At 73.1% G+C, this 21485-nt stretch carries 17 protein-coding genes and 2 pseudogenes; 9 read left to right on the top strand and 10 right to left on the bottom strand.

What is annotated here, in order from left to right; all coding sequences use genetic code 11:
* A pseudogene (locus AB0M16_RS12595) lies at positions 1-456 on the bottom strand (hypothetical protein); the annotation flags it as partial.
* Positions 453-1427: an ADP-ribosylglycohydrolase family protein gene (locus tag AB0M16_RS12590; protein ID WP_365341796.1), complete on the bottom strand. Its 975-nt coding sequence runs from the start codon at positions 1425-1427 to the stop codon at positions 453-455. The pseudogene AB0M16_RS12595 and the gene AB0M16_RS12590, both read right to left, overlap by 4 nt.
* A 363-nt stretch (positions 1428-1790) precedes the next feature.
* On the opposite strand from AB0M16_RS12590, the gene AB0M16_RS12585 reads away from it, so the two are divergent.
* The 3 genes from AB0M16_RS12585 to AB0M16_RS12575 all read left to right on the top strand — a co-directional run bounded on the left by AB0M16_RS12585 (position 1791) and on the right by AB0M16_RS12575 (position 9047).
* Positions 1791-2519: a VIT1/CCC1 transporter family protein gene (locus tag AB0M16_RS12585; RefSeq protein ID WP_365341794.1), complete on the top strand. Its 729-nt coding sequence runs from the start codon at positions 1791-1793 to the stop codon at positions 2517-2519.
* A 515-nt stretch (positions 2520-3034) separates the two neighbouring features.
* A complete protein-coding gene (gene gltB, locus AB0M16_RS12580; protein ID WP_365341792.1) occupies positions 3035-7594 on the top strand; it encodes a glutamate synthase large subunit in 4560 nt (1519 codons plus the stop codon).
* The gene (locus AB0M16_RS12575; protein ID WP_365341790.1) at positions 7587-9047 is read left to right on the top strand and encodes a glutamate synthase subunit beta; all 1461 of its coding nucleotides are present in this window, start codon (positions 7587-7589) and stop codon (positions 9045-9047) included. The genes gltB and AB0M16_RS12575 overlap by 8 nt, the downstream gene beginning before the upstream one ends.
* A 124-nt stretch (positions 9048-9171) precedes the next feature.
* Here the strand turns inward: AB0M16_RS12575 and AB0M16_RS12570 are convergent, their stop codons facing one another.
* From AB0M16_RS12570 to AB0M16_RS12560, 3 genes are read right to left on the bottom strand one after another with little or no spacing between them, the layout of a single operon-like run.
* A complete protein-coding gene (locus tag AB0M16_RS12570) occupies positions 9172-10059 on the bottom strand; it encodes an alpha/beta hydrolase (RefSeq protein ID WP_365341788.1) in 888 nt (295 codons plus the stop codon).
* Positions 10056-10781, bottom strand: coding sequence for a glucose 1-dehydrogenase (locus AB0M16_RS12565; RefSeq protein ID WP_365341786.1), 726 nt, complete (start codon positions 10779-10781; stop codon positions 10056-10058). The genes AB0M16_RS12570 and AB0M16_RS12565 overlap by 4 nt, the downstream gene beginning before the upstream one ends.
* The gene (locus AB0M16_RS12560) at positions 10778-11905 is read right to left on the bottom strand and encodes an LLM class flavin-dependent oxidoreductase (protein ID WP_365341784.1); all 1128 of its coding nucleotides are present in this window, start codon (positions 11903-11905) and stop codon (positions 10778-10780) included. The genes AB0M16_RS12565 and AB0M16_RS12560 overlap by 4 nt, the downstream gene beginning before the upstream one ends.
* A gap of 124 nt (positions 11906-12029) precedes the next feature.
* Here AB0M16_RS12560 and AB0M16_RS12555 point away from each other — a divergent pair.
* Positions 12030-12614: pseudogene (locus AB0M16_RS12555) on the top strand (helix-turn-helix transcriptional regulator); the annotation flags it as partial.
* Here AB0M16_RS12555 and AB0M16_RS12550 read toward each other — a convergent pair.
* Positions 12551-13279: a flavin reductase family protein gene (locus AB0M16_RS12550; RefSeq protein WP_365341782.1), complete on the bottom strand. Its 729-nt coding sequence runs from the start codon at positions 13277-13279 to the stop codon at positions 12551-12553. The pseudogene AB0M16_RS12555 and the gene AB0M16_RS12550 overlap by 64 nt on opposite strands.
* Before the next feature lie 144 nt (positions 13280-13423).
* Here AB0M16_RS12550 and AB0M16_RS12545 point away from each other — a divergent pair, with 144 nt between their 5' ends.
* The 5 genes from AB0M16_RS12545 to AB0M16_RS12525 all read left to right on the top strand — a co-directional run bounded on the left by AB0M16_RS12545 (position 13424) and on the right by AB0M16_RS12525 (position 17853).
* Positions 13424-14953, top strand: coding sequence for a FadD3 family acyl-CoA ligase (locus AB0M16_RS12545; protein WP_365341780.1), 1530 nt, complete (start codon positions 13424-13426; stop codon positions 14951-14953).
* Positions 14950-16068: an acyl-CoA dehydrogenase family protein gene (locus tag AB0M16_RS12540; protein ID WP_365341778.1), complete on the top strand. Its 1119-nt coding sequence runs from the start codon at positions 14950-14952 to the stop codon at positions 16066-16068. The genes AB0M16_RS12545 and AB0M16_RS12540 overlap by 4 nt, the downstream gene beginning before the upstream one ends.
* Before the next feature lie 16 nt (positions 16069-16084).
* Positions 16085-16804 (top strand): VWA domain-containing protein, encoded by a 720-nt coding sequence (locus AB0M16_RS12535; protein ID WP_365341776.1) that lies wholly within the window; start codon positions 16085-16087, stop codon positions 16802-16804.
* Between the two features lie 108 nt (positions 16805-16912).
* Complete coding sequence (locus tag AB0M16_RS12530) at positions 16913-17287, top strand: VOC family protein (protein WP_365341774.1); 375 nt, start codon at positions 16913-16915, stop codon at positions 17285-17287.
* 41 nt (positions 17288-17328) lie between these two features.
* Positions 17329-17853 (top strand): pyridoxamine 5'-phosphate oxidase family protein, encoded by a 525-nt coding sequence (locus AB0M16_RS12525; RefSeq protein ID WP_365341772.1) that lies wholly within the window; start codon positions 17329-17331, stop codon positions 17851-17853.
* A gap of 7 nt (positions 17854-17860) precedes the next feature.
* Here AB0M16_RS12525 and AB0M16_RS12520 read toward each other — a convergent pair whose 3' ends face one another.
* The 4 genes from AB0M16_RS12520 to AB0M16_RS12505 form a co-directional block, all read right to left on the bottom strand.
* Positions 17861-18343 (bottom strand): lytic transglycosylase domain-containing protein, encoded by a 483-nt coding sequence (locus AB0M16_RS12520; RefSeq protein WP_365341770.1) that lies wholly within the window; start codon positions 18341-18343, stop codon positions 17861-17863.
* An 88-nt stretch (positions 18344-18431) separates the two neighbouring features.
* On the bottom strand, positions 18432-19433 hold the full coding sequence (locus tag AB0M16_RS12515) for an acyl-CoA dehydrogenase (protein ID WP_365341768.1): 1002 nt from the start codon (positions 19431-19433) through the stop codon (positions 18432-18434).
* Positions 19433-20587: an acyl-CoA dehydrogenase family protein gene (locus AB0M16_RS12510; RefSeq protein ID WP_365341766.1), complete on the bottom strand. Its 1155-nt coding sequence runs from the start codon at positions 20585-20587 to the stop codon at positions 19433-19435. The genes AB0M16_RS12515 and AB0M16_RS12510 overlap by 1 nt, the downstream gene beginning before the upstream one ends.
* Positions 20587-21465, bottom strand: a complete 879-nt coding sequence (locus AB0M16_RS12505) for an enoyl-CoA hydratase (RefSeq protein ID WP_365341764.1) — start codon at positions 21463-21465, stop codon at positions 20587-20589. Before AB0M16_RS12505 ends, AB0M16_RS12510 begins: the two co-directional genes overlap by 1 nt.
* Positions 21466-21485: the final 20 nt, after the last annotated feature.

Here is a 21485-nt window from a genome sequence, read left to right as displayed (position 1 = left end):
CGACGTCACGGCACCGGCGGCCGGGCTGCCCGTGGTGCTCTCGCGTCCGTGGCCGCCCACGGGGGGAGCGGACGTCACGGCACCGGCGGCCGGGCTGCCCGTGGTGCTCTCGCGTCCGGGGCTGCCCACGGGGGGAGCGGACGTCACGGCACCGGCGGCCGGGCTGTCCGCGGTGCTCTCGCGTCCGGGGCTGCCCACGGGGGGAGCGGACGTCACGGCACCGGCGGCCGGGCTGCCCGTGGTGCTCGCCCGTCCGGGGCTGCCCGCGGCGGGTGCCGACGGGCGGTCCGCAGCGGGGGTGAACGAGGTGCCCGCGGTGACCGCGGTCCGGGCGGCGGGGCCGCCCGTGGCGCTCGCCGTCCCGGGGCTGCCCCCGGCGGCGGCGATGTCGTCGCCCGCCCCTTCTCCGCCCAGCTCCCTCGCCGCGTCCAGCGTCGTCGTGATGTCCGCGCTCATGGCGTTTCCTCCTCCGGGGTCAGCAGGTCCGCGATGTCCAGGACGTGGTAGCCGCGCATGGAGGGCAGGCAGCTGCCCGCGACCGGGGTGATGGCCGAGGACCAGGGTTCGGGGATCGCGGTGGTGCCGCCGAGCGCCCCGGCCAGGGCGCCGGCGACCGCCGCCGTCGTGTCGGCGTCGCGGCCCATGTTGACGGCGGTCAGGACCGAGGCGCGGAAGTCGCCGCGGGCCGCGGCGAAGGCCCCGAAGGCCAGGCCGACGGCCTCGGGGGCGAGGTCCGTCCAGGGATAGCCGCCGATGACGACCGCCGAGCGCACCGCGCGTTCGCGTTCCAGGGGATCGGGCTGGACCCGTTGCGCGGCCACGACCGCCCGGCGCAGCGAGCGGGCGGTCCAGGAGTCCATCGGGATCACCGAGAGGGCCGCCGCGATGACGGACGTGACCGACGCGCCGGCCATGGCCGCCGCCACCCCCGCAGCCACCGCCTGACCGCCGTAGATGCCCTCGCCCTCGTGACTGACGGTGCCGTCGATGGCGACCAGTCGCGCCGCCTCGGCGGGGCGGCCCGCAGCGAAGACGCCGAAGGGGGCGGCCCGCATCGCGAGCCCGTCGCTCCAGGCGTGCCGGTGCTGGGCGGAGATGGGCGCGGCCAGGCCCCGGCGCAGGTTCTCCAGGGTGCCGCGCTCGGAGAAGCCGGCGCCCCGGAACGGGCCCTCGTCGAGGTCGGCGATCCAGTGGTGCCAGGCGCGTTCGACGTGGGCCACGGTGAGGGCCGAGCCGTGCCGGGCCAGGAGCAGGCCGGAGAAGATCGCGTACTCGGTGTCGTCCGTCCCCGCCGGACGCTCCGTCACGAACCCCTCGATCCTGCCCCATCGGGCGCGGATCTCCGAGGGCCGCAGGTTCTCGGCGGGCGCGCCCAGCGCGTCGCCCACCGCCAGGCCGAGCAGCGCGCCCCGCGCGCGTTCCCTCACCCTCCCCGCATCCCCCGCATCCCCCGCATCCCCCGCATCCCCCGCATCCCCCGTGGCCCCGGCTCCCCCCGTGCCCCCGGCCCTTCCGGCCTCCCCTGGATCCCGTACCTCGGCTTGCTTGGTGCCGGCCATCTCTTCTCCCCTTTCGCGCTCTGCAGATGCCTGCCACGCGACCGGGCCCGACCCCTCACCGAAACGTTTCTGTCACCCGGGTGACAGCACGTCAGGCAGGGTTGCCTCAGTAAAGCGAGCCTTACTTAGTACGGCCTGCCTTGCTGGCGCGCCCCTTACATCGGGCGTATTTTCGATGCTGTCGAGGGGAGGGCGGGCGCGCCGAACCCGCAAGGAAGACAGGGGAGAAGCATGTCCATCATCGAAGCCGTCGCACCGCTCCACGAGGCCCACCGCGACAACCACACGCACCGCGACGTCAACGGCGGCTGGCTGCGTCCCGCCGTCTTCGGCGCGATGGACGGACTGGTCTCCAACCTCGCCCTGATGACCGGTGTGGCCGGCGGCGCGCTCTCCTCGCAGACCATCGTCATCACCGGTCTCGCCGGGCTCGCGGCCGGTGCCTTCTCGATGGCCGCCGGCGAGTACACCTCGGTCGCCTCTCAGCGCGAGCTCGTCCAGGCCGAACTGGACGTCGAGCGCGTCCAGTTGCGCAAGCACCCGGTCGACGAGATGGAAGAGCTCGCCGCGCTCTACGTCTCCCGCGGCGTCGAGCCCGCGCTCGCCCGCGAGGTCGCCATGCAGCTGTCCCGCGACCCGGAGCAGGCGCTGGAGATCCATGCCCGCGAGGAGCTGGGCATCGACCCCGACGACCTGCCGTCGCCGATGGTCGCGGCCGTCTCGTCCTTCGGCTCCTTCGCGCTCGGCGCCCTGCTGCCGCTGCTGCCGTACCTGCTCGGCGCGACCGCGCTGTGGCCCGCCGTGCTGCTCGCGCTCTTCGGGCTCTTCGCCTGCGGCGCGCTCGTCGCCCGGGTGACCGCCCGCAGCTGGTGGTTCAGCGGACTGCGCCAGCTCGTCCTCGGCGGTGCCGCCGCGGCCGTCACGTACGGGCTCGGCATGCTCTTCGGGGCCGCGCTGTAGCCCTGTCCCGGCCCGCGCCCGCGTCCCCGCGACGCCGTGTTCCCCCGTGAGGCCCCCGGTCGTCCCGACCGGGGGCCTCACGCGTGTTCGTACCGGGGCCTCACGCGCGTGTCCTAGGGGGCGCCCGTGGTCCTGTCTCTGTGACGTATATCCCTGGGCGGATCCGCCGCACCGGTGAGACACTATGCACAGCGCCACATATCTAGCCGGTTACCTGTCGGTTTCGAATCCTCGGCCACCGGGCATGAGGCACAAGCGCCGCGGGCAATGAGGCCCGCTCTGCGACGGGTCGGTCCGACCCCCCGGATCCTGATCCGTCCCCCCATGGGAACGCCGTGGTTCTCGTGTCTCACAGCTGAACCACCCGCCACCGCCCGTATCGGCGGTGTCCGCATGCTGGAATGAGCTATCCACTTCGCGAGAAGCCAGCCATCATGTAACCTGCACGAAATTTCGCGGAGGGCCAACGTCGTCCCTCGGCTGTTGCACATGCCACGACGACGACGGGAGAGCCGATGCGTTCCGACGCCTGGTCGCCCATGGACGGTCGCCCCGCCCCGCAGGGGATGTACGACCCCCGTAACGAACACGACGCCTGTGGTGTCGGGTTCGTGGCCACCCTCACCGGTGTTGCCAGCCACGCGCTGGTCGAGCAGGCGCTGACCGTACTGCGCAATCTCGAGCACCGCGGCGCCACCGGCTCCGAGCCCGACTCCGGTGACGGCGCCGGCATCCTGCTCCAGGTCCCCGACGCGTTCCTGCGCGAGGTCACCGACTTCGAGCTCCCCGCGGCCGGCTCCTACGCCGTCGGCATCGCCTTCCTTCCCGCAGACGGCTCCGCACAGGCCGTCTCGCGGATCGAGACGATCGCCGCCGAAGAGGGCCTGAACGTCCTCGGCTGGCGCGAGGTCCCCGTCGCCCCCGAGCTGCTCGGCGCCTCCGCCCGCTCCACCATGCCGGTCTTCCGCCAGCTCTTCGTGGCCGACGGCGCGAGCACGGGCATCGCGCTCGACCGCAAGGCCTTCGTGCTACGCAAGCGCGCCGAGCGCGAGGCCGGGACCTACTTCCCGTCGCTCTCCGCCCGCACCATCGTCTACAAGGGCATGCTGACCACGGGCCAGCTGGAGCCCTTCTTCCCGGACCTGTCGGACCGCCGCTGCGCCACCGCCGTGGCCCTGGTCCACTCCCGGTTCTCCACGAACACCTTCCCGAGCTGGCCGCTCGCCCACCCGTACCGCTTCGTCGCCCACAACGGCGAGATCAACACGGTCAAGGGCAACCGCAACTGGATGACCGCCCGCGAGGCCCAGCTCGAATCCACCGTCTTCGGCGAGGGCTCCCTGGACCGGATCTTCCCGGTCTGCACGCCGGACGCCTCCGACTCCGCCTCCTTCGACGAGGTCCTGGAGCTGCTCCACCTCGGCGGCCGTTCGCTGCCGCACGCGGTCCTGATGATGGTCCCCGAGGCGTGGGAGAACCACGACTCCATGGACCCGGCCCGCCGCGCCTTCTACCAGTACCACTCCACCCTGATGGAGCCCTGGGACGGCCCGGCCTGCGTCACCTTCACCGACGGCGTCCAGGTCGGCGCGGTCCTCGACCGCAACGGTCTGCGCCCCGGCCGCTACTGGGTCACCGACGAGGGCCTCGTCGTGCTCTCCTCCGAGGTCGGCGTCCTCGACATCGACCCGGCCAAGGTCGTCCGCAAGGGCCGCCTGCAGCCCGGCAAGATGTTCCTCGTCGACACCGCCGAGCACCGCATCATCGAGGACGACGAGATCAAGGCCGGCCTCGCCGCCGAGCAGCCCTACGCGGAGTGGCTGGAGACCGGCGAGATCGAGCTCTCCGACCTCCCCGAGCGCGAGCACATCGTGCACACCCACGCCTCGGTCACCCGCCGCCAGCAGACCTTCGGCTACACCGAGGAAGAGCTCCGCGTCATCCTCGCCCCGATGGCCCGCACCGGCGCCGAGCCGATCGGCTCCATGGGCACGGACTCGCCGATCGCGGCCCTGTCCGAGCGCCCCCGGCTGCTCTTCGACTACTTCACCCAGCTGTTCGCGCAGGTCACCAACCCGCCGCTGGACGCCATCCGCGAGGAGCTCGTGACCTCGCTGCGCTCCTCGCTCGGCCCGGGCAGCAACCTGCTCGACCCGACCGCCGCGTCGTGCCGCAGCGTCACGCTGCCCTTCCCGGTGATCGACAACGACGAGCTGGCCAAGCTCATCCACATCAACGCCGACGGCGACATGCCCGGCATGAAGGCCGTGACCCTGTCCGGCCTGTACCGGGTCTCCGGCGCCGGAGAGGCGCTGGCCGCCCGCATCGAGGAGATCTGCGCCGAGGCCGACGCGGCGATCGAGGGCGGCGCCCGCCTGATCGTCCTGTCGGACCGGCACTCCGACGCCGAGCACGCGCCGATCCCCTCGCTGCTGCTCACCGCGGCCGTCCACCACCACCTCATCCGCACCAAGCAGCGCACCAAGGTGGGTCTGCTGGTCGAGGCGGGTGACGTCCGCGAGGTCCACCACGTCGCCCTGCTCATCGGCTACGGCGCGGCGGCGGTCAACCCGTACCTGGCCATGGAGTCCGTCGAGGACCTGCTCCGGGCCGACACGTTCATCACGGACATCGAGCCCGAGAAGGCCATCCGCAACCTGATCTACGCCCTCGGCAAGGGCGTCCTCAAGGTCATGTCGAAGATGGGCATCTCCACCGTCGCCTCCTACCGCGGCGCCCAGGTCTTCGAGGCCGTGGGCCTCGACACCGCCTTCGTGGAGAAGTACTTCAACGGCACCGCCACCAAGATCGGCGGAGCCGGCCTCGACGTCGTCGCCAAGGAGGTCGCCGCCCGCCACGCCAAGGCGTACCCCGCCACCGGCATCCCCTCGGCGCACCGCGCCCTGGAGATCGGCGGCGAGTACCAGTGGCGCCGCGAGGGCGAGCCGCACCTCTTCGACCCGGAGACCGTCTTCCGCCTGCAGCACGCCACGCGCTCCAAGCGGTACGACATCTTCAAGAAGTACACGGAGCGGGTGAACGAGCAGTCCGAGCGCCTCATGACGCTCCGCGGCCTGTTCGGATTCAGCTCCGAGCGCCCGGCGATCCCGATCGACGAGGTCGAGCCGGTCTCCGAGATCGTCAAGCGCTTCTCCACCGGCGCCATGTCGTACGGCTCGATCTCGCGCGAGGCCCACGAGACCCTCGCCATCGCCATGAACCAGCTGGGCGGCAAGTCCAACACCGGTGAGGGCGGCGAGGACCCGGACCGCCTCTACGACCCGGCGCGCCGCTCCGCGATCAAGCAGGTCGCCTCCGGCCGCTTCGGCGTCACGAGCGAGTACCTGGTCAACGCGGACGACATCCAGATCAAGATGGCCCAGGGCGCCAAGCCCGGTGAGGGCGGCCAGCTGCCCGGCCACAAGGTCTACCCGTGGGTCGCCAAGACGCGTCACTCGACGCCGGGCGTCGGCCTCATCTCCCCGCCGCCGCACCACGACATCTACTCCATCGAGGACCTGGCCCAGCTGATCCACGACCTCAAGAACGCCAACCCGGTCGCCCGCATCCACGTGAAGCTGGTCTCCGAGGTCGGCGTCGGCACGGTCGCGGCCGGTGTGTCCAAGGCCCACGCGGACGTCGTGCTCATCTCCGGCCACGACGGCGGCACCGGCGCCAGCCCGCTCACCTCGCTGAAGCACGCGGGCGGCCCCTGGGAGCTCGGCCTCGCCGAGACCCAGCAGACCCTGCTGCTCAACGGCCTGCGCGACCGGATCGTCGTCCAGACCGACGGCCAGCTCAAGACCGGTCGCGACGTCGTCATCGCCGCGCTGCTCGGCGCCGAGGAGTTCGGTTTCGCGACCGCGCCGCTCGTCGTCTCCGGCTGCGTCATGATGCGCGTCTGCCACCTCGACACCTGCCCGGTCGGCATCGCCACCCAGAACCCGGTCCTGCGCGACCGCTTCTCCGGCAAGGCCGAGTACGTCGTCAACTTCTTCGAGTTCATCGCCGAGGAGGTCCGCGAGCTCCTCGCCGAGCTGGGCTTCCGCTCGATCGAGGAGGCCGTCGGCCACGCCGAGCTCCTCGACACCAGCCGCGCCGTCTCGCACTGGAAGGCCCAGGGCCTCGACCTGGAGCCGCTGTTCCACGTGCCGGCGCTGCCCGAGGGCGCGGTCCGCCACGCCCTGGTCGAGCAGGACCACGGCCTGGAGAAGGCCCTCGACAACGAGCTGATCCAGCTCGCCGCCGAGGCCCTGGGCGCCGAGTCCGCCGAGGCCGCCCAGCCGGTCCGCGCGCAGGTCGCCATCCGCAACATCAACCGGACCGTCGGCACCATGCTCGGTCACCAGGTGACGAAGAAGTTCGGTGGCGCGGGCCTGCCCGCCGACACCATCGACATCACGTTCACCGGTTCCGCCGGCCAGTCCTTCGGCGCCTTCCTGCCGGCCGGTGTCACCCTCCGCCTGGAGGGCGACGCCAACGACTACGTCGGCAAGGGCCTCTCCGGCGGTCGCGTGATCGTCCGCCCGGACCGCGGCGCCGAGCACCTGGCCGAGTACTCCACCATCGCGGGCAACACGATCGGCTACGGCGCCACGGGCGGCGAGCTGTTCCTGCGCGGCCGTACCGGTGAGCGCTTCTGCGTCCGCAACTCCGGCGCGCTGGTCGTCTCCGAGGGCGTGGGTGACCACGGCTGCGAGTACATGACCGGCGGTACGGCGGTCGTCCTCGGCGAGACGGGCCGCAACTTCGCGGCCGGCATGTCCGGCGGCGTGGCCTACGTGATCGACCTCGACCGGGACAACGTCAACTCCGGCAACCTGGAGGCGATCGAGGCCCTGTCGGACACCGACACGGCGTGGCTGCACGATGTCGTGCGCCGCCACCACGAGGAGACCGGCTCGACGGTCGCCGAGAAGCTGCTCGCCGACTGGGACGCCGCCGCGGCCCGGTTCAGCAAGATCATCCCCACCACGTACAAGGCAGTGCTCGCCGCCAAGGACGCCGCTGAGCTCGCCGGTCTCTCCGAGGCCGAGACCACCGAGAAGATGATGGAGGCGGCGACCCATGGCTGACCCGAAGGGCTTCCTGACCACCGGGCGTGAGGTCGCCAAGACCCGGCCGGTGGGCGAGCGACTCAAGGACTGGAACGAGGTCTACGTCCCCGGCTCCCTGCTGCCGATCATCAGCAAGCAGGCCGGCCGCTGCATGGACTGCGGCATCCCGTTCTGTCACAACGGCTGCCCGCTGGGGAACCTGATCCCCGAGTGGAACGATTACGCCTACCGCGAGGACTGGTCGGCCGCGTCCGAGCGCCTCCACGCCACGAACAACTTCCCGGAGTTCACCGGCCGCCTGTGCCCGGCTCCGTGCGAGGCGGCGTGCGTGCTCGGCATCAACCAGCCGGCCGTCACCATCAAGAACGTCGAGGTCTCGATCATCGACAAGGCGTGGGACGCCAACGACGTCAAGCCGCAGGCGCCCGAGCGCCTGTCCGGCAAGACCGTCGCGGTGATCGGCTCGGGCCCGGCGGGTCTCGCCGCCGCCCAGCAGCTGACCCGGGCCGGCCACACCGTGGTCGTGTACGAGCGGGCGGACCGCATCGGTGGTCTGCTGCGCTACGGCATCCCCGAGTTCAAGATGGAGAAGGTGCACATCAACCGCCGCATCGAGCAGATGCGCGCAGAGGGAACCAAGTTCCGCACCGGCATCGAGATCGGCCGCGACCTCACCTCGACGGACCTGCGCAAGCGGTTCGACGCGGTCGTCGTCGCCGCCGGTGCCACCGCCGCCCGTGACCTGCCGGTCCCGGGCCGGGAGCTCAAGGGCGTCCACCAGGCGATGGAGTACCTGCCGCTCGCCAACAAGGTGCAGGAGGGCGACTTCGTCACTACGCCGATCAGCGCCGAGGGCAAGCACGTCGTGGTCATCGGCGGCGGCGACACCGGTGCGGACTGCGTCGGTACGGCGCACCGCCAGGGCGCGGCCTCCGTCACCCAGCTGGAGATCATGCCCCGCCCGGGCGAGGAGCGGAACGCCAACCAGCCCTGGCCGACCTTCCCCATGCTGTACAAGGTCACCTCGGCGCACGAGGAGGGCGGCGAGCGGGTCTACTCCGTCTCCACCACCCACTTCGAGGGCGACGAGGACGGCAACGTCCAGTTCCTGCACCTGGTCGAGGTCGAGTTCGTCGACGGCAAGCTGACCCAGAAGCCGGGCACCGAGCGCAAGATCCCCGCCCAGCTGGTCACGCTCGCGATGGGCTTCACCGGCACGGACGTGGAGAACGGCCTGGTCGCGCAGTTTGGTCTGGACCTGGACGAGCGGGGTAACATCGCGCGTGACGGGGACTTCGCCACCAACGTCGACGGCGTCTTCGTCGCCGGTGACGCCGGTCGCGGTCAGTCCCTCATCGTGTGGGCCATCGCGGAAGGCCGCTCGGCCGCCCGCGGCGTGGACCGCTACCTCACGGGCGCCAGCTCCCTGCCGGCCCCGATCCGCCCGACGGACCGTGCCCTGACGGTCTGACCGGCCGGACCCCCACGACGTCCCGTACAACGACGTGCGGAACTGAGCGCGGCGCCCCCCGAATGTCCCCGACCGGACGACCGGGTAGGGCGCCGCGGCGCGTTCCCGGCGAAGCCGGGAACCCCTACGGCACGCGTCGGCCGGTGACGGCGGAGACCCACGCCGCCGCGCCGGCCAGTGCTTCGTCCGCTTCCGGGAGCAGGCCGAGGCCGCCCAGGAAGCCGTGGAAGACGCCCGTGTGGAGCTGGACCCGGGCCACGACACCGGACGCCGAGAGACGGCGGGCGTAGGCGAGGCCCTCGTCGCGGAGGGGGTCGCAGTCGGCGAGCACGACCAGGGCCGGCGGAAGGCCCGAGACGTCGTCCGCCAGGCCGGGTGAGGCCGCGACCGGGTCGCCGTCGTGGCCCAGGTACTGCTCCCAGTACCAGCGCATGTGGGCGGTGGTGTGGAAGAAGCCCTCCGCGTACGCCTCCGCCGACACCCCGTCCAGCCGGTGGTCCAGGACCGGGTAGAGGAGCAGCTGGCCCGCGACCGGCGGGCCGCCGCGGTCGCGGGCGCGCAGGGCGGCCGCCGCGGCGAGACAGCCACCGGCGGAGTCGCCGGCCAGGACCAGGGGGCGGCCCGGAAACTTCGCGGCCGCCCATTCCAGGGCCGCGTACACGTCGTCCTCGGCGGCCGGGAAGCGGTGTTCGGGTGCCCGGCGGTAGCCGACGGAGACGACCGTCGCGCCACTGTGGGCGGCCAGCGCGCGGCACAGCCGGTCATGGGTGTCGAGGTCGCACAGGACCCAGCCACCGCCGTGCGCGAAGACGACGACCGGGGCGGACTCGCCCGCGTACACGCGGACCGGGACACCGTTCGCCGTCGTGTCCGTGGGGCCCGGCGGGAGCTCGCCCAGGTGTGCCCGCGCGGCCGCCCGCAGCGCCTGCGCGCCGTCCTCGGGGCGCGGGAAGCCCGTGGACATGGCGTCGCACAGGACCCGGGCGGCCGGGGTCAGCGGGTCCGTGGTCATGCGGTGAGCCCTCCGTCCACGGTGAACTCGGCGCCCGTCACGTACGAGGAGGCGTCCGAGAGCAGGAAGGCGATCAGCTCGCCGACCTCCTGCGGCCGGCCCATGCGGCCGAGCGGCACGTGGGACCAGTCCTGGTCCGCGACCGCCGCCGTCATCGGGGTGTCGACGGCGCCGGGGTGGACCGAGTTGACGCGGATCCCGTACGGGGCGAGGTCGCGGGCCGCCGAGCGGCTGAGCCCGCGCAGCCCGAACTTGCCCGCCCCGTAGGCCGCGTGGCCCGGGATGCCGACGAGCCCGGCCGTCGACGACACGTTGACGATCGAGCCCCCGCCCGCCGCGCGCAACGCCGGCAGCACCGCCTGCATGCCGAGGAAGGGACCCAGAAGGTTGACCCTGAGGAGGAGTTCGAAGTTCTCGTACGTCTCCTTCTCCACGGGAGCGGTCCGCCACAGGGCCGCGTTGTTGACCAGGCCGTCCAGTCGGCCGTACGCGCTCAGCGCCGTGTCCACGACCGCGCCCCAGTCCTCCGGGGACGTCACGTCATGGCGTACGAACGCGCCTGCCGCCGCCCCGAGTCCGGCCGCGACCGCCCGGCCCTCCTCCTCCCGTACGTCGGTGAGGACGACCCGCGCCCCGGCGGCGGTCAGGAGCCGCGCCTCCGCGGCTCCCTGGCCGCGGGCCGCGCCCGTCACGATCACGACCTTGTCCCGGAGCCCGCTCACGCGGCGGCCTCCAGAGCCCGGAAGTGCGGGATGACCTTCTCGCCCCACTGGCGGACGGTCTCCAGGCAGACCTCCTGCGGCACCGTGCCCATCTGGATCAGGCACATCACCTCGTCGACGCCGATCTCCCGCAGCCGCTCGACGTAGGCGATGGCGGTGTCGGCGTCCCCGTAGGCGTGGTCGGTGTTGTACGTGCCGGTGTCGACCGGCCGGGCCGGGATGTTCGCCTCGTGGAGGCGGGCCACCAACTCGTCCCGCTCGCGGGCGAGCGCGCCGACGTGGTCCTCGTCCTCGGCGTAGCCGGTGGGCGCGGGCGCGTTCCCGTACCAGTGGGCGATGGACTCGGCGAAGAACCGCTGGCCGCGGGTGCCGAGTCGCAGGGCGCGGGCCGCGTCGTCCAGGACGATCGTCGGGCAGAGCGCCGAGAAGTGGTCGTTGACCTCGGTGGAGACGAACCGCGCGCCGTCCCGTACGGCGATGGCCTCGTCGTACACCTTGCGCATCGCGCGCACGTCGTCGGCGCCGGCGAAGCCCATCACGAGGGCGCCGATGCCGAGTTCGGCGGCGAGCTTGAGGGTGTCGTGCTTGGAGCAGGCCATGAAGAGCGGCGGGTGCGGGTCCTGCACGGGGCGGGGGAGGATCGCGCCGGGGCCGATGTCGAGCGATCCGTGCCACTCGAACTCCGGCTCGCGCCAGGCCGCGGAGAAGATCCGCAGCGCCTCCTCCATCTGCGGGTACGTGTCCTCGGGCCGCACCCCGAACATGCGCATCTCCTGCTTCGTCGCGCCGCGCCCGGCGCCGACGTCGACCCGGCCGCCGGACAGCACGTCGAGCATGGCGGCGCGTTCGGCGACCCGGACGGGGTGCTGGTAGCCGAAGGGCATGGTGACGACGCCGTGCCCGATGCGGATGTTCCGCGTACGGGCCGCGACCCAGGTCAGGAAGATCTCGGACGCGCTCATGTGGGCGTACTGGCTGAGGGAGTGGTGCTCGACCGCCCAGATCCGGTCGAAGCCCATCTCCTCGGCGAACACGGCTTGTTCGACGCAGTCGTGGAGGACCTGGTGCTCGCGTTCGGGGGTGGGGTCGACCAGCTGGGCCTCGAAGATCATCGAGAACTTCACGCTGAGCTCCTTCGCTCCGGGTCCGCCCTCGAAGGGGCGCGGGAACCCCGGGAGGGCTATTTCGAATAGGAATACTTCTAGCAGGCATAGGTGAGGTCGGGAAGGGGGTCGTAGACTTCGCTGCGTGGCGGACGACAAGACAGGCGAACAAGCGGAACTGCCGGGGCTCCCGGCCACCAGCTGGGCGGTGCTCGGACTGCTCTCCTTCGGGCGGGAGCTGTCCGGTTACGACCTGAAGAAGTGGTCGGACTGGTCGCTGCGGTTCTTCTACTGGAGCCCGTCGTTCAGTCAGATCTACAGCGAGCTCAAGCGCCTGGAGAAGGCCGGCTACGCGACCTCCCGCCTGGTCGCGCCGGAGGTCGGCACCCGGGACAAGCGGGTCTACCGCATCACCGGCGAGGGCATGGCCGCCGTCCGGACCTGGGCCCGCACCGCGCCGCTCGACCCGCCCGTCCTCAAGCACGGGCCGATGCTGCGGCTCTGGCTCGGCCACCTCCTCGAGGCCGAGCAGATGCGGGAGATCCTGGCCGGGCACCGGGAGCACGCCGAGACCATGCGGCGGCGCGCGGAGGAGGACATCGAGGGCGCCAAGGCGGACGAGGCCTGGGCCTATCCCACGCTCACCCTCAAGTGGGCCGAGCGGTACTACGCCTCCGAGCGCGACCTGGCCGACGCGATGCTGGCCGACATCGAGGAGCTGGAGGCGGCGCGGAGGCGACGCCCGGACGCCGAAGGCTCGGGCGTCGAGGGGGCGGGCGTCGAGGGGGCGGACGTCGAAGGGTCGGAGGCCGGAGGGGCGGAGGCTGGAGGGTCGGGCGTCGAAGGGGCGGACGGCAGGCGGCCGTAGCCGCGGCGGAAGTAGAGCAGCGGGCCGGCCTCGGGCCGGTGTGCGGTCAGGGCGGTGACCCGGCCCAGCGCGATGGCGTGGTCGCCGCCGTCCAGGACGTCGGTCAGCACGCACTCCACGGTGGCGAGCGCCCCTTCGACGAGTGGCGCGCCGTTGCCACCCGGGCGCCAGGCCGTGCCCGCGAACTTGTCGCCGCCCGTCACCGCGAAGCGCCGGCACAGGTCCTCCTGGTCGGCGGCGAGGACGTTCACGGCGAAGGCGCCGGCCGCCCGGACGCGCGGCCAGGTGGTCGAGGTGTGCGCCGGGCAGAAGCAGACCAGCGGCGGGTCGAGCGAGACGGACGAGAACGACTGCACCGCCATGCCCACGGGCCTGCCGTCCGCCGGGTCGAGCGCGGTGACGACCGCGACCCCCGTGCAGTAGCGGGCCAGGGCGTCCTTGATCGCGGTGGTGTCGACGGCGGTGGTGGCGTCGGCGGTGGTGCCGGCGATGGTGCCGGCGGTGGTGGCGCGGGCGTCGGGATCCATGGGACCTCCTCGGAATGTTCCTACTAGGTATATGCCTAACCGAAACACGTGTGATTGGATACCGGCCACGCTCGTACGTCAAGTGGGGAGGCCGCTTCCTTGCAAGGCCGTACATCAGACCAACTGACCACCACACTCGCCGAGTTGGCCGACCGGGCCGCCGCTGTCCACGCTGCCCGCGAGGCCCTCGCCGACGGCGAGGTGCGGTGGTCCTTCCCCCGGCTCCGGGACGAGATCCACGCCGCCGCGCGCGCCGCGATCGCCCATGGCGTCCGCCCCGGCGAGCGGGTCGCGATCTGGGCCCCCAACAGCCGCCACTGGATCGCCGCCGCCCTCGGCACCGTCACCGTCGGCGCCGTCCTCGTGCCCGTCAACACCCGCTACAAGCCCGCCGAAGCCGCCGACATCCTGCGCCGCAGCGGGGCCCGGCTGCTGTTCACCGAGCACGACTTCCTCGGCACCGACTACGCCGCCGCGCTGCACGCCAGCGGCGAGGACCTCGGCGAGCTGCGCGCGACCGTCGCCCTGCACGGGCCCGAATGGGACGCCCACCTCGCCGCCGGCGCCCGCGTATCCGACGGCGAACGGGCCGACCGGGCCGCCGCCGTACGCCCCGACGACCTCGCCGACATCCTCTACACCTCGGGGACCACCGGCCGCTCCAAGGGCGTCATGACCACCCACGCCCAGACCCTGCGCCTCTACGCCGAGTGGTCCCGGCTCGTCGGGCTCCGGCCCGGCGACCGCTATCTGCTCGTCAACCCGTTCTTCCACACCTTCGGCTACAAGGCCGGCGTCCTCGCCTGCCTCCTCAACGGCGTCACCATGCTCCCCGAGCCGGTCTACGACCCCGACCGGATCCTCGCGCGGATGGCCGCCGAACGCGTCACCTGCCTCATGGGGCCGCCCACCGTCTTCCACGGGCTGCTCCACCACCCGCGCCGCGCCGAGCACGACCTGTCCGCGCTGCGGCTCGCCGGCACGGGCGCCGCCGCCGTGCCCACCTCGCTCGTCGAGGAGATCCGCGGGACCCTGGGGGCGCCCCATGTCTTCACCGCGTACGGACTCACCGAGTCGGGCGGCGTCGTCTCCGTCTGCCCGCCCGACGCCGACGCCGCCACGGTGGCGCACACCGTCGGCCCCGCGCTGCCCGGCACCGAGATACGGATCGTCGCCCCGGACGGGCGGGTCCTCGGGGCCGGTGAGCCCGGCGAGATCCAGGTGCGCGGGCCCCATGTCATGCGCGGTTACCTGGACGACCCCGCCGCCACGGCGGAGGCCGTCGTGGCGGGCGGGTGGCTGCGCACCGGTGACATCGGCGCGCTCGACGCGCGCGGGTACCTCACCGTCACCGACCGGCTCAAGGACATGTACGTCGTCGGCGGCTTCAACGCGTACCCGGCCGAGATCGAGAACGTGCTCCTGCGCCACGGGGCCGTCCTCGACGCCGCCGTCGTCGGCGCGCCCGACGAACGCCTCGGCGAGGTCGGCGTCGCCTTCCTCGTCACCCGCGGGCCCGTCGACGAGGCGGAGCTCACCGCCTGGGCGCGCGAACGGCTCGCCAACTTCAAGGTCCCGCGGCGCTTCGTCACCGTGCCCGAGCTGCCCCGCAACGCCGGCGGGAAGCTCCTCAAGGGCGAACTGCGGCGCAGGGCGGGGGGAGAGGGCACGTGAACGGGTTCGTGGAGGAGGCGCGGCAGCGGGAGCGGGAGCACGAGGAGCTGCGCGGGGCGGTACGGGCGGTCCTGGCCCGCCACGAGGGCCCGGCGGCCTGGGCGGCGCTCGCCGGGCAGGTGGGCGCGGCGGGGCTCCTGGTGCCCGAGGAGTACGGGGGGCTGGGGTGCGGGCTGGCCGAAGTCGCGGTCGTGGGCACGGAGCTGGGGCGGGGGCTGAGCGGGTTGCCCTATCTGGGCTCCGCCGTGCTGGCCGTCACCGCGCTCGTCGCCTCCGGGGACGAGGAGGCCTGTGCCCGGCGGTTGCCCGCGCTCGCGGACGGGGCGGCGGTCGGGGCGCTGGCCTGGGCGGAGGAGGGCGCGGCCGATCCCTGGGACCCGGTGGCCGTCCGCACGGTCGCCGAGCCCGGGGAGGCGGGCGGGCCGTGGCTGCTCACCGGGCGCAAGGAGTACGTCCTGGTCGGGGACGGGCCGCGCCCCGATCTCACGCTCGTCTTCGCCCGTGACCGCGGCGGGGTGCTCGGGCTCTACGAACTCCTGGGGCGGAACGCCGAATTCGCGGTGCTGCCCACGCTCGACCGGACCCGGCCGCTGGGGCGTGTCGTGCTGCGACGGGCGCCGGCCCGGCGGGTCGGGGGCGTGGACGGGGCGGCCGTGCTGGACCGGGTGCGGGACGCCGGAGCCGTCGCGCTCGCCGCCGAGCAGGTGGGGGGTGCGGAGCGGGCGCTCGCCGAGACCATCGCGCACGTCCGGCAGCGGGTGCAGTTCGGGCGGGTCGTCGGGTCCTTCCAGGCCGTCAAGCACCGGCTCGCCGACCTGTACACGGCGGTGGGCTCCGCTCGTGCGCTGACCCTGGCGGCCGCCCGCGCGGAACCGGGTGAACTCCCGTTGCTCGCCGCCGCGGCGAGGTCGGCCGCGTCCGAGGCGTACGCCTGGGTCGCGGCCGAGACGGTGCAGCTGCACGGGGGGATCGGCATCACCTGGGAGCACGCGGCCCACGAGCACCTCAAGCGCGCGCACGGCGCGGCCGCGCTGCTGGGGGCGCCGGCCGGGTACCGGAGCCGTATCGCCACCGGACTCGGCCTTCCCGTACCCTCGGCAGCCGGTACGCGATGAGGGAGGGGGGCCGCCCGTGGCCCTGAGTCTGCGCAAGGTCGAGGAGTCCGCGCCGGGGCTGGTCGACCTGTACAAGAAGGCGGGGGACTCGCTCCGTCGGCGCGGGATCGACGGGCAGCGGGTCGCCGTGTACCTCGTCGTCGACTACTCCGGCTCGATGAAGCCGTACTACGCGAACGGCACCGTCCAGGCCCTGGCCGACCGGGTGCTCGGGCTCTCGGCGCAGCTCGACGACGACGGCCGGGTGCCGGTCGTCTTCTTCTCCACGGACGTGGACGCCGAGACCGACATCGTGCTCGGCGAGCACGAGGGTCGGATCGACCGGATCGTCGCCGGGCTCGGGCACATGGGCAAGACCAGCTACCACCTGGCCATGGACGCGGTCATCGATCACTACCTGGACAGCGGTACGAACGCGCCCGCGCTCGTCGTCTTCCAGACCGACGGCGGGCCGATCAACAAGCTCGCGGCCGAGCGGTACGTGTGCAAGGCGGCCCGGCTGCCCATCTTCTGGCAGTTCGTCGGCTTCGGCGACCCGGGCAGCCGGCAGTTCGAGTTCCTGCGCCGGCTGGACGACCTCGCGGTGCCGGCGAAGCGGCCGGTCGACAACTCCGGCTTCTTCCACGCCGGGCAGGATCCGCGGAGGGTCCCGGACGCGGAGCTGTACGACCGGCTCGTGGCCGACTTCCCCGCATGGCTCGCCGCCGCCCGTGCCCACGGGATCGTCCGGGGCTGACCGCCCGGGCGGCCCGCCGACGTGGGGGCACTCGTGCGCCGGCACCGGTCGGGCGGAGAGCGGGCAAACGGCTGGTCAGGAGCGTTCGGGGCAGGCGATAGTGACGGCATGACTTCTCTCGTGCGCCACATCACCATCGACTGCTCCGACGCCTACGCCCTCGCCGGCTTCTGGGCCCAGGTCCTCGACGCCAAGGTCTCCGACGACGACAAGCCCGGCGACCCGGAGGCGCTGGTCGAGTCGGCGGGCGCCGCCCTGCTCTTCATCCAGGTTCCGGAGAAGAAGTCGCTGAAGAACCGGATCCACCTCGACCTCCAGCCGCAGGACCGCACGCGGGACGAGGAGGTCGAGCGGGTCGTCGCGCTCGGTGCGTCCGTCTTCGACGACCAGCGCCGGCCGGACGGCACCGGCTGGGTGGTGCTGACCGACCCGGAGGGCAACGAGTTCTGCGTCGAGCGCAGCAAGGCCGAGCGCGCGGAGTAATCCAGACAGAAGATGTCGGGTATCCGGTGTCTCCTGGAGTCATGGGAGACACCGGAACCGCCCCGACCGCCTGGGCCGCCTTCGAGGCCGCCGAGCCCGACCTCGCCACCACCGTGCGCGAGCGCTTCGGGAAGTACACCCACCACGCCCTCGCCACCCTCCGCAAGGACGGCTCGCCGCGGCTCAGCGGCATCGAGACGGACTTCCGGGCCGGCGAGCTGTGGCTCGGCATGATGCCGAACTCGCTCAAGGCCCGGGACGTCCGGCGCGACCCCCGCCTCTCGCTGCTCGCCAACCCCGGCGAGGGCACCTCCATGGGCGGCGGCGACGTCCGGGTCTCCGGGCGCGCGGTCGAGGTCACCGACCCGGACACCCTCGCCTGGTACGCGAAGGAGGCCGGCGCGCCGCAGCCCTTCCACCTCTTCCGGATCGAGCTGACGGAGGTCGTGCGGACCGCGGTGGAGGGCGAGGAGATCGTCTTCCGCGCCTGGGCCCCGGGACGGCCGGTACGGACCCTTCGACGCGGCAACGACGACAGCCCGCCGCGGGAGGACGCCCGCCGGTGACCGGTGCCTAGCGGGTGAGGATCCGGTAGTGCGCCATCACCTTCTTCACGTAGTCCTGCGTCTCGCGGTACGGCGGCACCCCGCCGTACCGCTTGACCGCCCCGACGCCCGCGTTCATCGAGGCGGCGAGGAGTTCCGGCCGCGAGCCCACCTGGCGCTCGGCGCCGGCCAGGAACTTCGCGGCGGAGTTCGTCTGCGTCGTGACGTTCCGCACGTCGACACCGGTGCCCGGGCGCATCTGGAACAGCCCGACACCGCCGGTGGTGGAGCGCGCCGACGGATTGCAGCCCGACTCCACGTTCGCCATGGCCGAGAGCAGCTGCCACGGGATGCCGTGGGCCCGCCCCGCCGACTTGAAGGTGGAGGCGTACTCGGGACATCCGCCGGTCGCCGCCGTGGCGGTTCCGGTCTGCGTCAGCGAGGCGGCGGCGAGGGCCAGCGTGATCGCGCCGGCCCGGACGGCCCGGGTACGGAGAGGGGAGAGGGTCATGCGGACACCCTTCTTCGGAGTCACAGCATCCGTGACGATGGGGACAAGTCCCCCAAGGTTGCCCGTGACTGACGCTGTGTGAGGCACGTCATGGGCGGCGGGCCCCGTCGAGGTCCGCGAGCACCCGGGCCCGGCACCAGGACGGGCTGCCCCAGGCGTCGCGCAGGGGGCGGGCCTTGCGGAGCCAGAGGGCGAGGTCCAGTTCCTCGGTGTAGCCGACGGCGCCGTGGATCTGGAGGGCGGTGGCCGCCGCCCTGTGGACCGCCTCACCCGCGGCCGCCTTGGCGGCGGCGAGATCGCTGCTCGCGAAGGTGAGCGCCGCTCCGAAGAGCAGGGGCCGGGCGAACTCCAGGCCTATCAGGGTGTCCGCCAGGCGGTGCTTGACCGCCTGGAAGGAGCCGATCGGCGTGCCGAACTGCGTGCGCTGCCGTGCGTACGCCACCGTCCGGTCGAGGAGCGCGAGTCCCACGCCGAGGGCCTGCGCGGCGGTCGCGAGGAGGGCCCACTGCCGGGCCGCCCGAGCGGCCGCCGCCACGGCGGGGCCGGCCGCGAGGAGCTCCCCGCCCGGTGCGGGGCGCGCCAGCCGGCGTACGGGGTCGGCGGAGACCCGTATCCCCTCGTGCCCGGGAGCCAGACGCAGCTCCTCGCCCTCGACGGCGAACAGGAGGTCGGCGGCGTCGGCGTCGAGGGCGTACGGTGAGGCGTCGGCCAGCGCGAGCGTGGCCACCGTCGAGCCCGCGACCAGGCTCGGCAGGAAGCGCTTGGCCGGGGCGCTCTCGCCGTGCTCGGCGAGGTCCGCGAGCAGGGCCGTCGCCGCGATCGTCTCCACCAGGGGCCCCGGAACCGCGTGGCGGCCCGACTCCAGCAAGGCGTGGGCGAGTTCGACGGGCAGCGGGCCCACGCCCTCGTACGCCTCGGGGGCCGCGAGGGCGAACGTCCCCGACTCCCCGAGCCGGCTCCACAGGACGCGCCCGGGGCCGGGATCGCCCGCGGCCCACGCCCGTGTCGCCGCCGGGGTGCCGGCGGCGGTCAGCATCGCGTCCAGGGAGCGCGCGAAGTCGCGCTGTTCGTCGGTCGGCAGGAAGCGCATCAGCGGCGGCCCTTCGGGAGGCCGAGCAGGCGCTCGGCGATGATGTCGCGCTGGATCTCGTTGGTGCCCGCGTAGATCGGCCCCGCCAGCGAGAAGACATGGCCCTCGGCCCACTCGGTGTCCGCCAGTTCGCCGTCCGCGCCGAGCAGGTCGAGCGCCGTCTCGTGGAGGGCGATGTCGTAGGTCGACCAGAACACCTTGTTGAGGCTGGACTCGGCCCCGACGGTGCCTCCGGCGGCGAAGCGCGACGCTCCGGCGGCCGTGAAGAGCTGGTAGGCGCGCGCACCGATCACCGCGTCCGCGACCCGGTCACGCAGCGCCGTGTCGGCCGGGTCGCCGTGCTCCCGCCACTGCCGTACGAGGCGGTCGGCGGCCGCCAGGAACCTGCCGGGGGAGCGGAGGGTGAGTCCGCGCTCGTTGCCGGTGGTGGACATGGCGATCCGCCAGCCCTGGCCGGGCTCGCCGATGACGTCCGCGTCCGGCACGAAGACCCCGTCCAGGAACAGCTCGGCGAAGGCCGGCTTCCCGTCGAGCCGCCCGATGGGCCGCACGGTCACGCCGGGCGCGCGGAGGTCGAACATCAGGTACGTCAGCCCCCGGTGCGGGCGGCCCTCCGCGGCCGGCGCCGGGTCGGTGCGGAAGATGCCGAAGGCCCGGTCGGCGAAGGCCGCCCGCGAGGACCAGGTCTTCTGCCCGGACAGCAGCCAGCCGCCCTCGGTGCGCACGGCCCGGGAGGTGAGCGAGGCGAGGTCGGAGCCGGCCTCGGGCTCGGACCAGGCCTGTGCCCAGATCGTCTCGCCGGTCGCCATGGACGGCAGGACGCGGGCCCGCTGCTCCTCGGTGGCGTGGTCGAAGAGGGTGGGCGCCAGCAGGTTGATGCCGTTCTGCGAGACGCGGCCGGGTGCCCCGGCCGCGTAGTACTCCTCCTCGAAGGCCAGCCAGCGGAAGATGTCGACCCCCCGGCCCCCGTACGGCTCGGGCCAGGAGACCACGGACCAGCGGCCGGCGGCGAGCTCGGCCTCCCAGGCGCGGTGGGCGGCGAAGCCCTCCTCCGTCTCCAGGGAGGGCAACGGCTCGGCCGGCACATGGGCGCGCAGCCAGGCGCGGGCCTCGGCCCGGAACTCCTCCTCGGCCGCGGAACAGGTCAGATCCATCAGCGCATGGCCTCCTTCATCGACGTGACGTCCATCCCGCCAAGGGGGTCCCCCGTGTCCGGACGGAGGGGAGAGCCCGGGGGAGGGGCCGCCGTGGTCTCCGCGTTGTGCGCGTGGGCGAGGTGGTGCAGCCCGAAGACCGCGTCCAGGCCGGAGTGCAGGCCCTGGAGGTCCTCGGCCTGGTTCACCGCCCGCTTGGTCAGGGCCAGCCCGAACTGCGGCATCTCGGCGATGCGCAGGGCCAGCCGGTCCGTCGCCCCGGCCAGTTCGTGCCGGGGCACGAGCCGGTTGACCATGCCCAGCTCGTACGCCCGGCCCGCCGGCATCCGGTCGCCCGTGTAGAGGAACTCCTTGGCGATCCGCGGCGGCAGGACCCACGGGTGCGCGAAGTACTCGACGCCCGGGATGCCCATCCGCACCACCGGGTCCGCGAAGAAGGCGTCCTCGCTCGCCACGATCAGGTCGCAGACCCAGGCGAGCATCAACCCGCCCGCCACGCACGCCCCTTGGACCGAGGCCACCACCGGCTTCGGCAGTTCGCGCCAGCGTCGGCACATGCCGAGGTAGACCTCCGACTCGCGGGCGAAGCGCGACTCGGCGCCCCGCCGCTCCGAGTGGTCCCACCACAGCCCGGCCCGGCGCGCGAAGGGCAGGTGCGCGTCGCGGTCCGGGGTGCCGATGTCGTGGCCCGCGGAGAAGTGCTCGCCCGCCCCGGCGAGCACCACGACCTTCACCTCCGGGTCCTCGGCGGCCCGGTAGAAGGCGGCGTCCAGGGCGTACGTCATGGCCGAGTTCTGGGCGTTGCGGTAGCGGGGGCGGTTCATCGTCACGTACGCGACCGGACCGCGTCGCTCGTACAGGACGGGATCGTCGGACAATGTCTCATCCTTCCCTAACA

Origin of the sequence: Streptomyces sp. NPDC051921 (assembly GCF_040680975.1) — a bacterium.
In the GTDB taxonomy this organism is placed as follows: Bacteria; Actinomycetota; Actinomycetes; order Streptomycetales; family Streptomycetaceae; genus Streptomyces.
The sequence above is the reverse complement of the archived record's forward strand: the minus strand, read 5'-3'. Positions and strand labels throughout refer to the sequence as shown.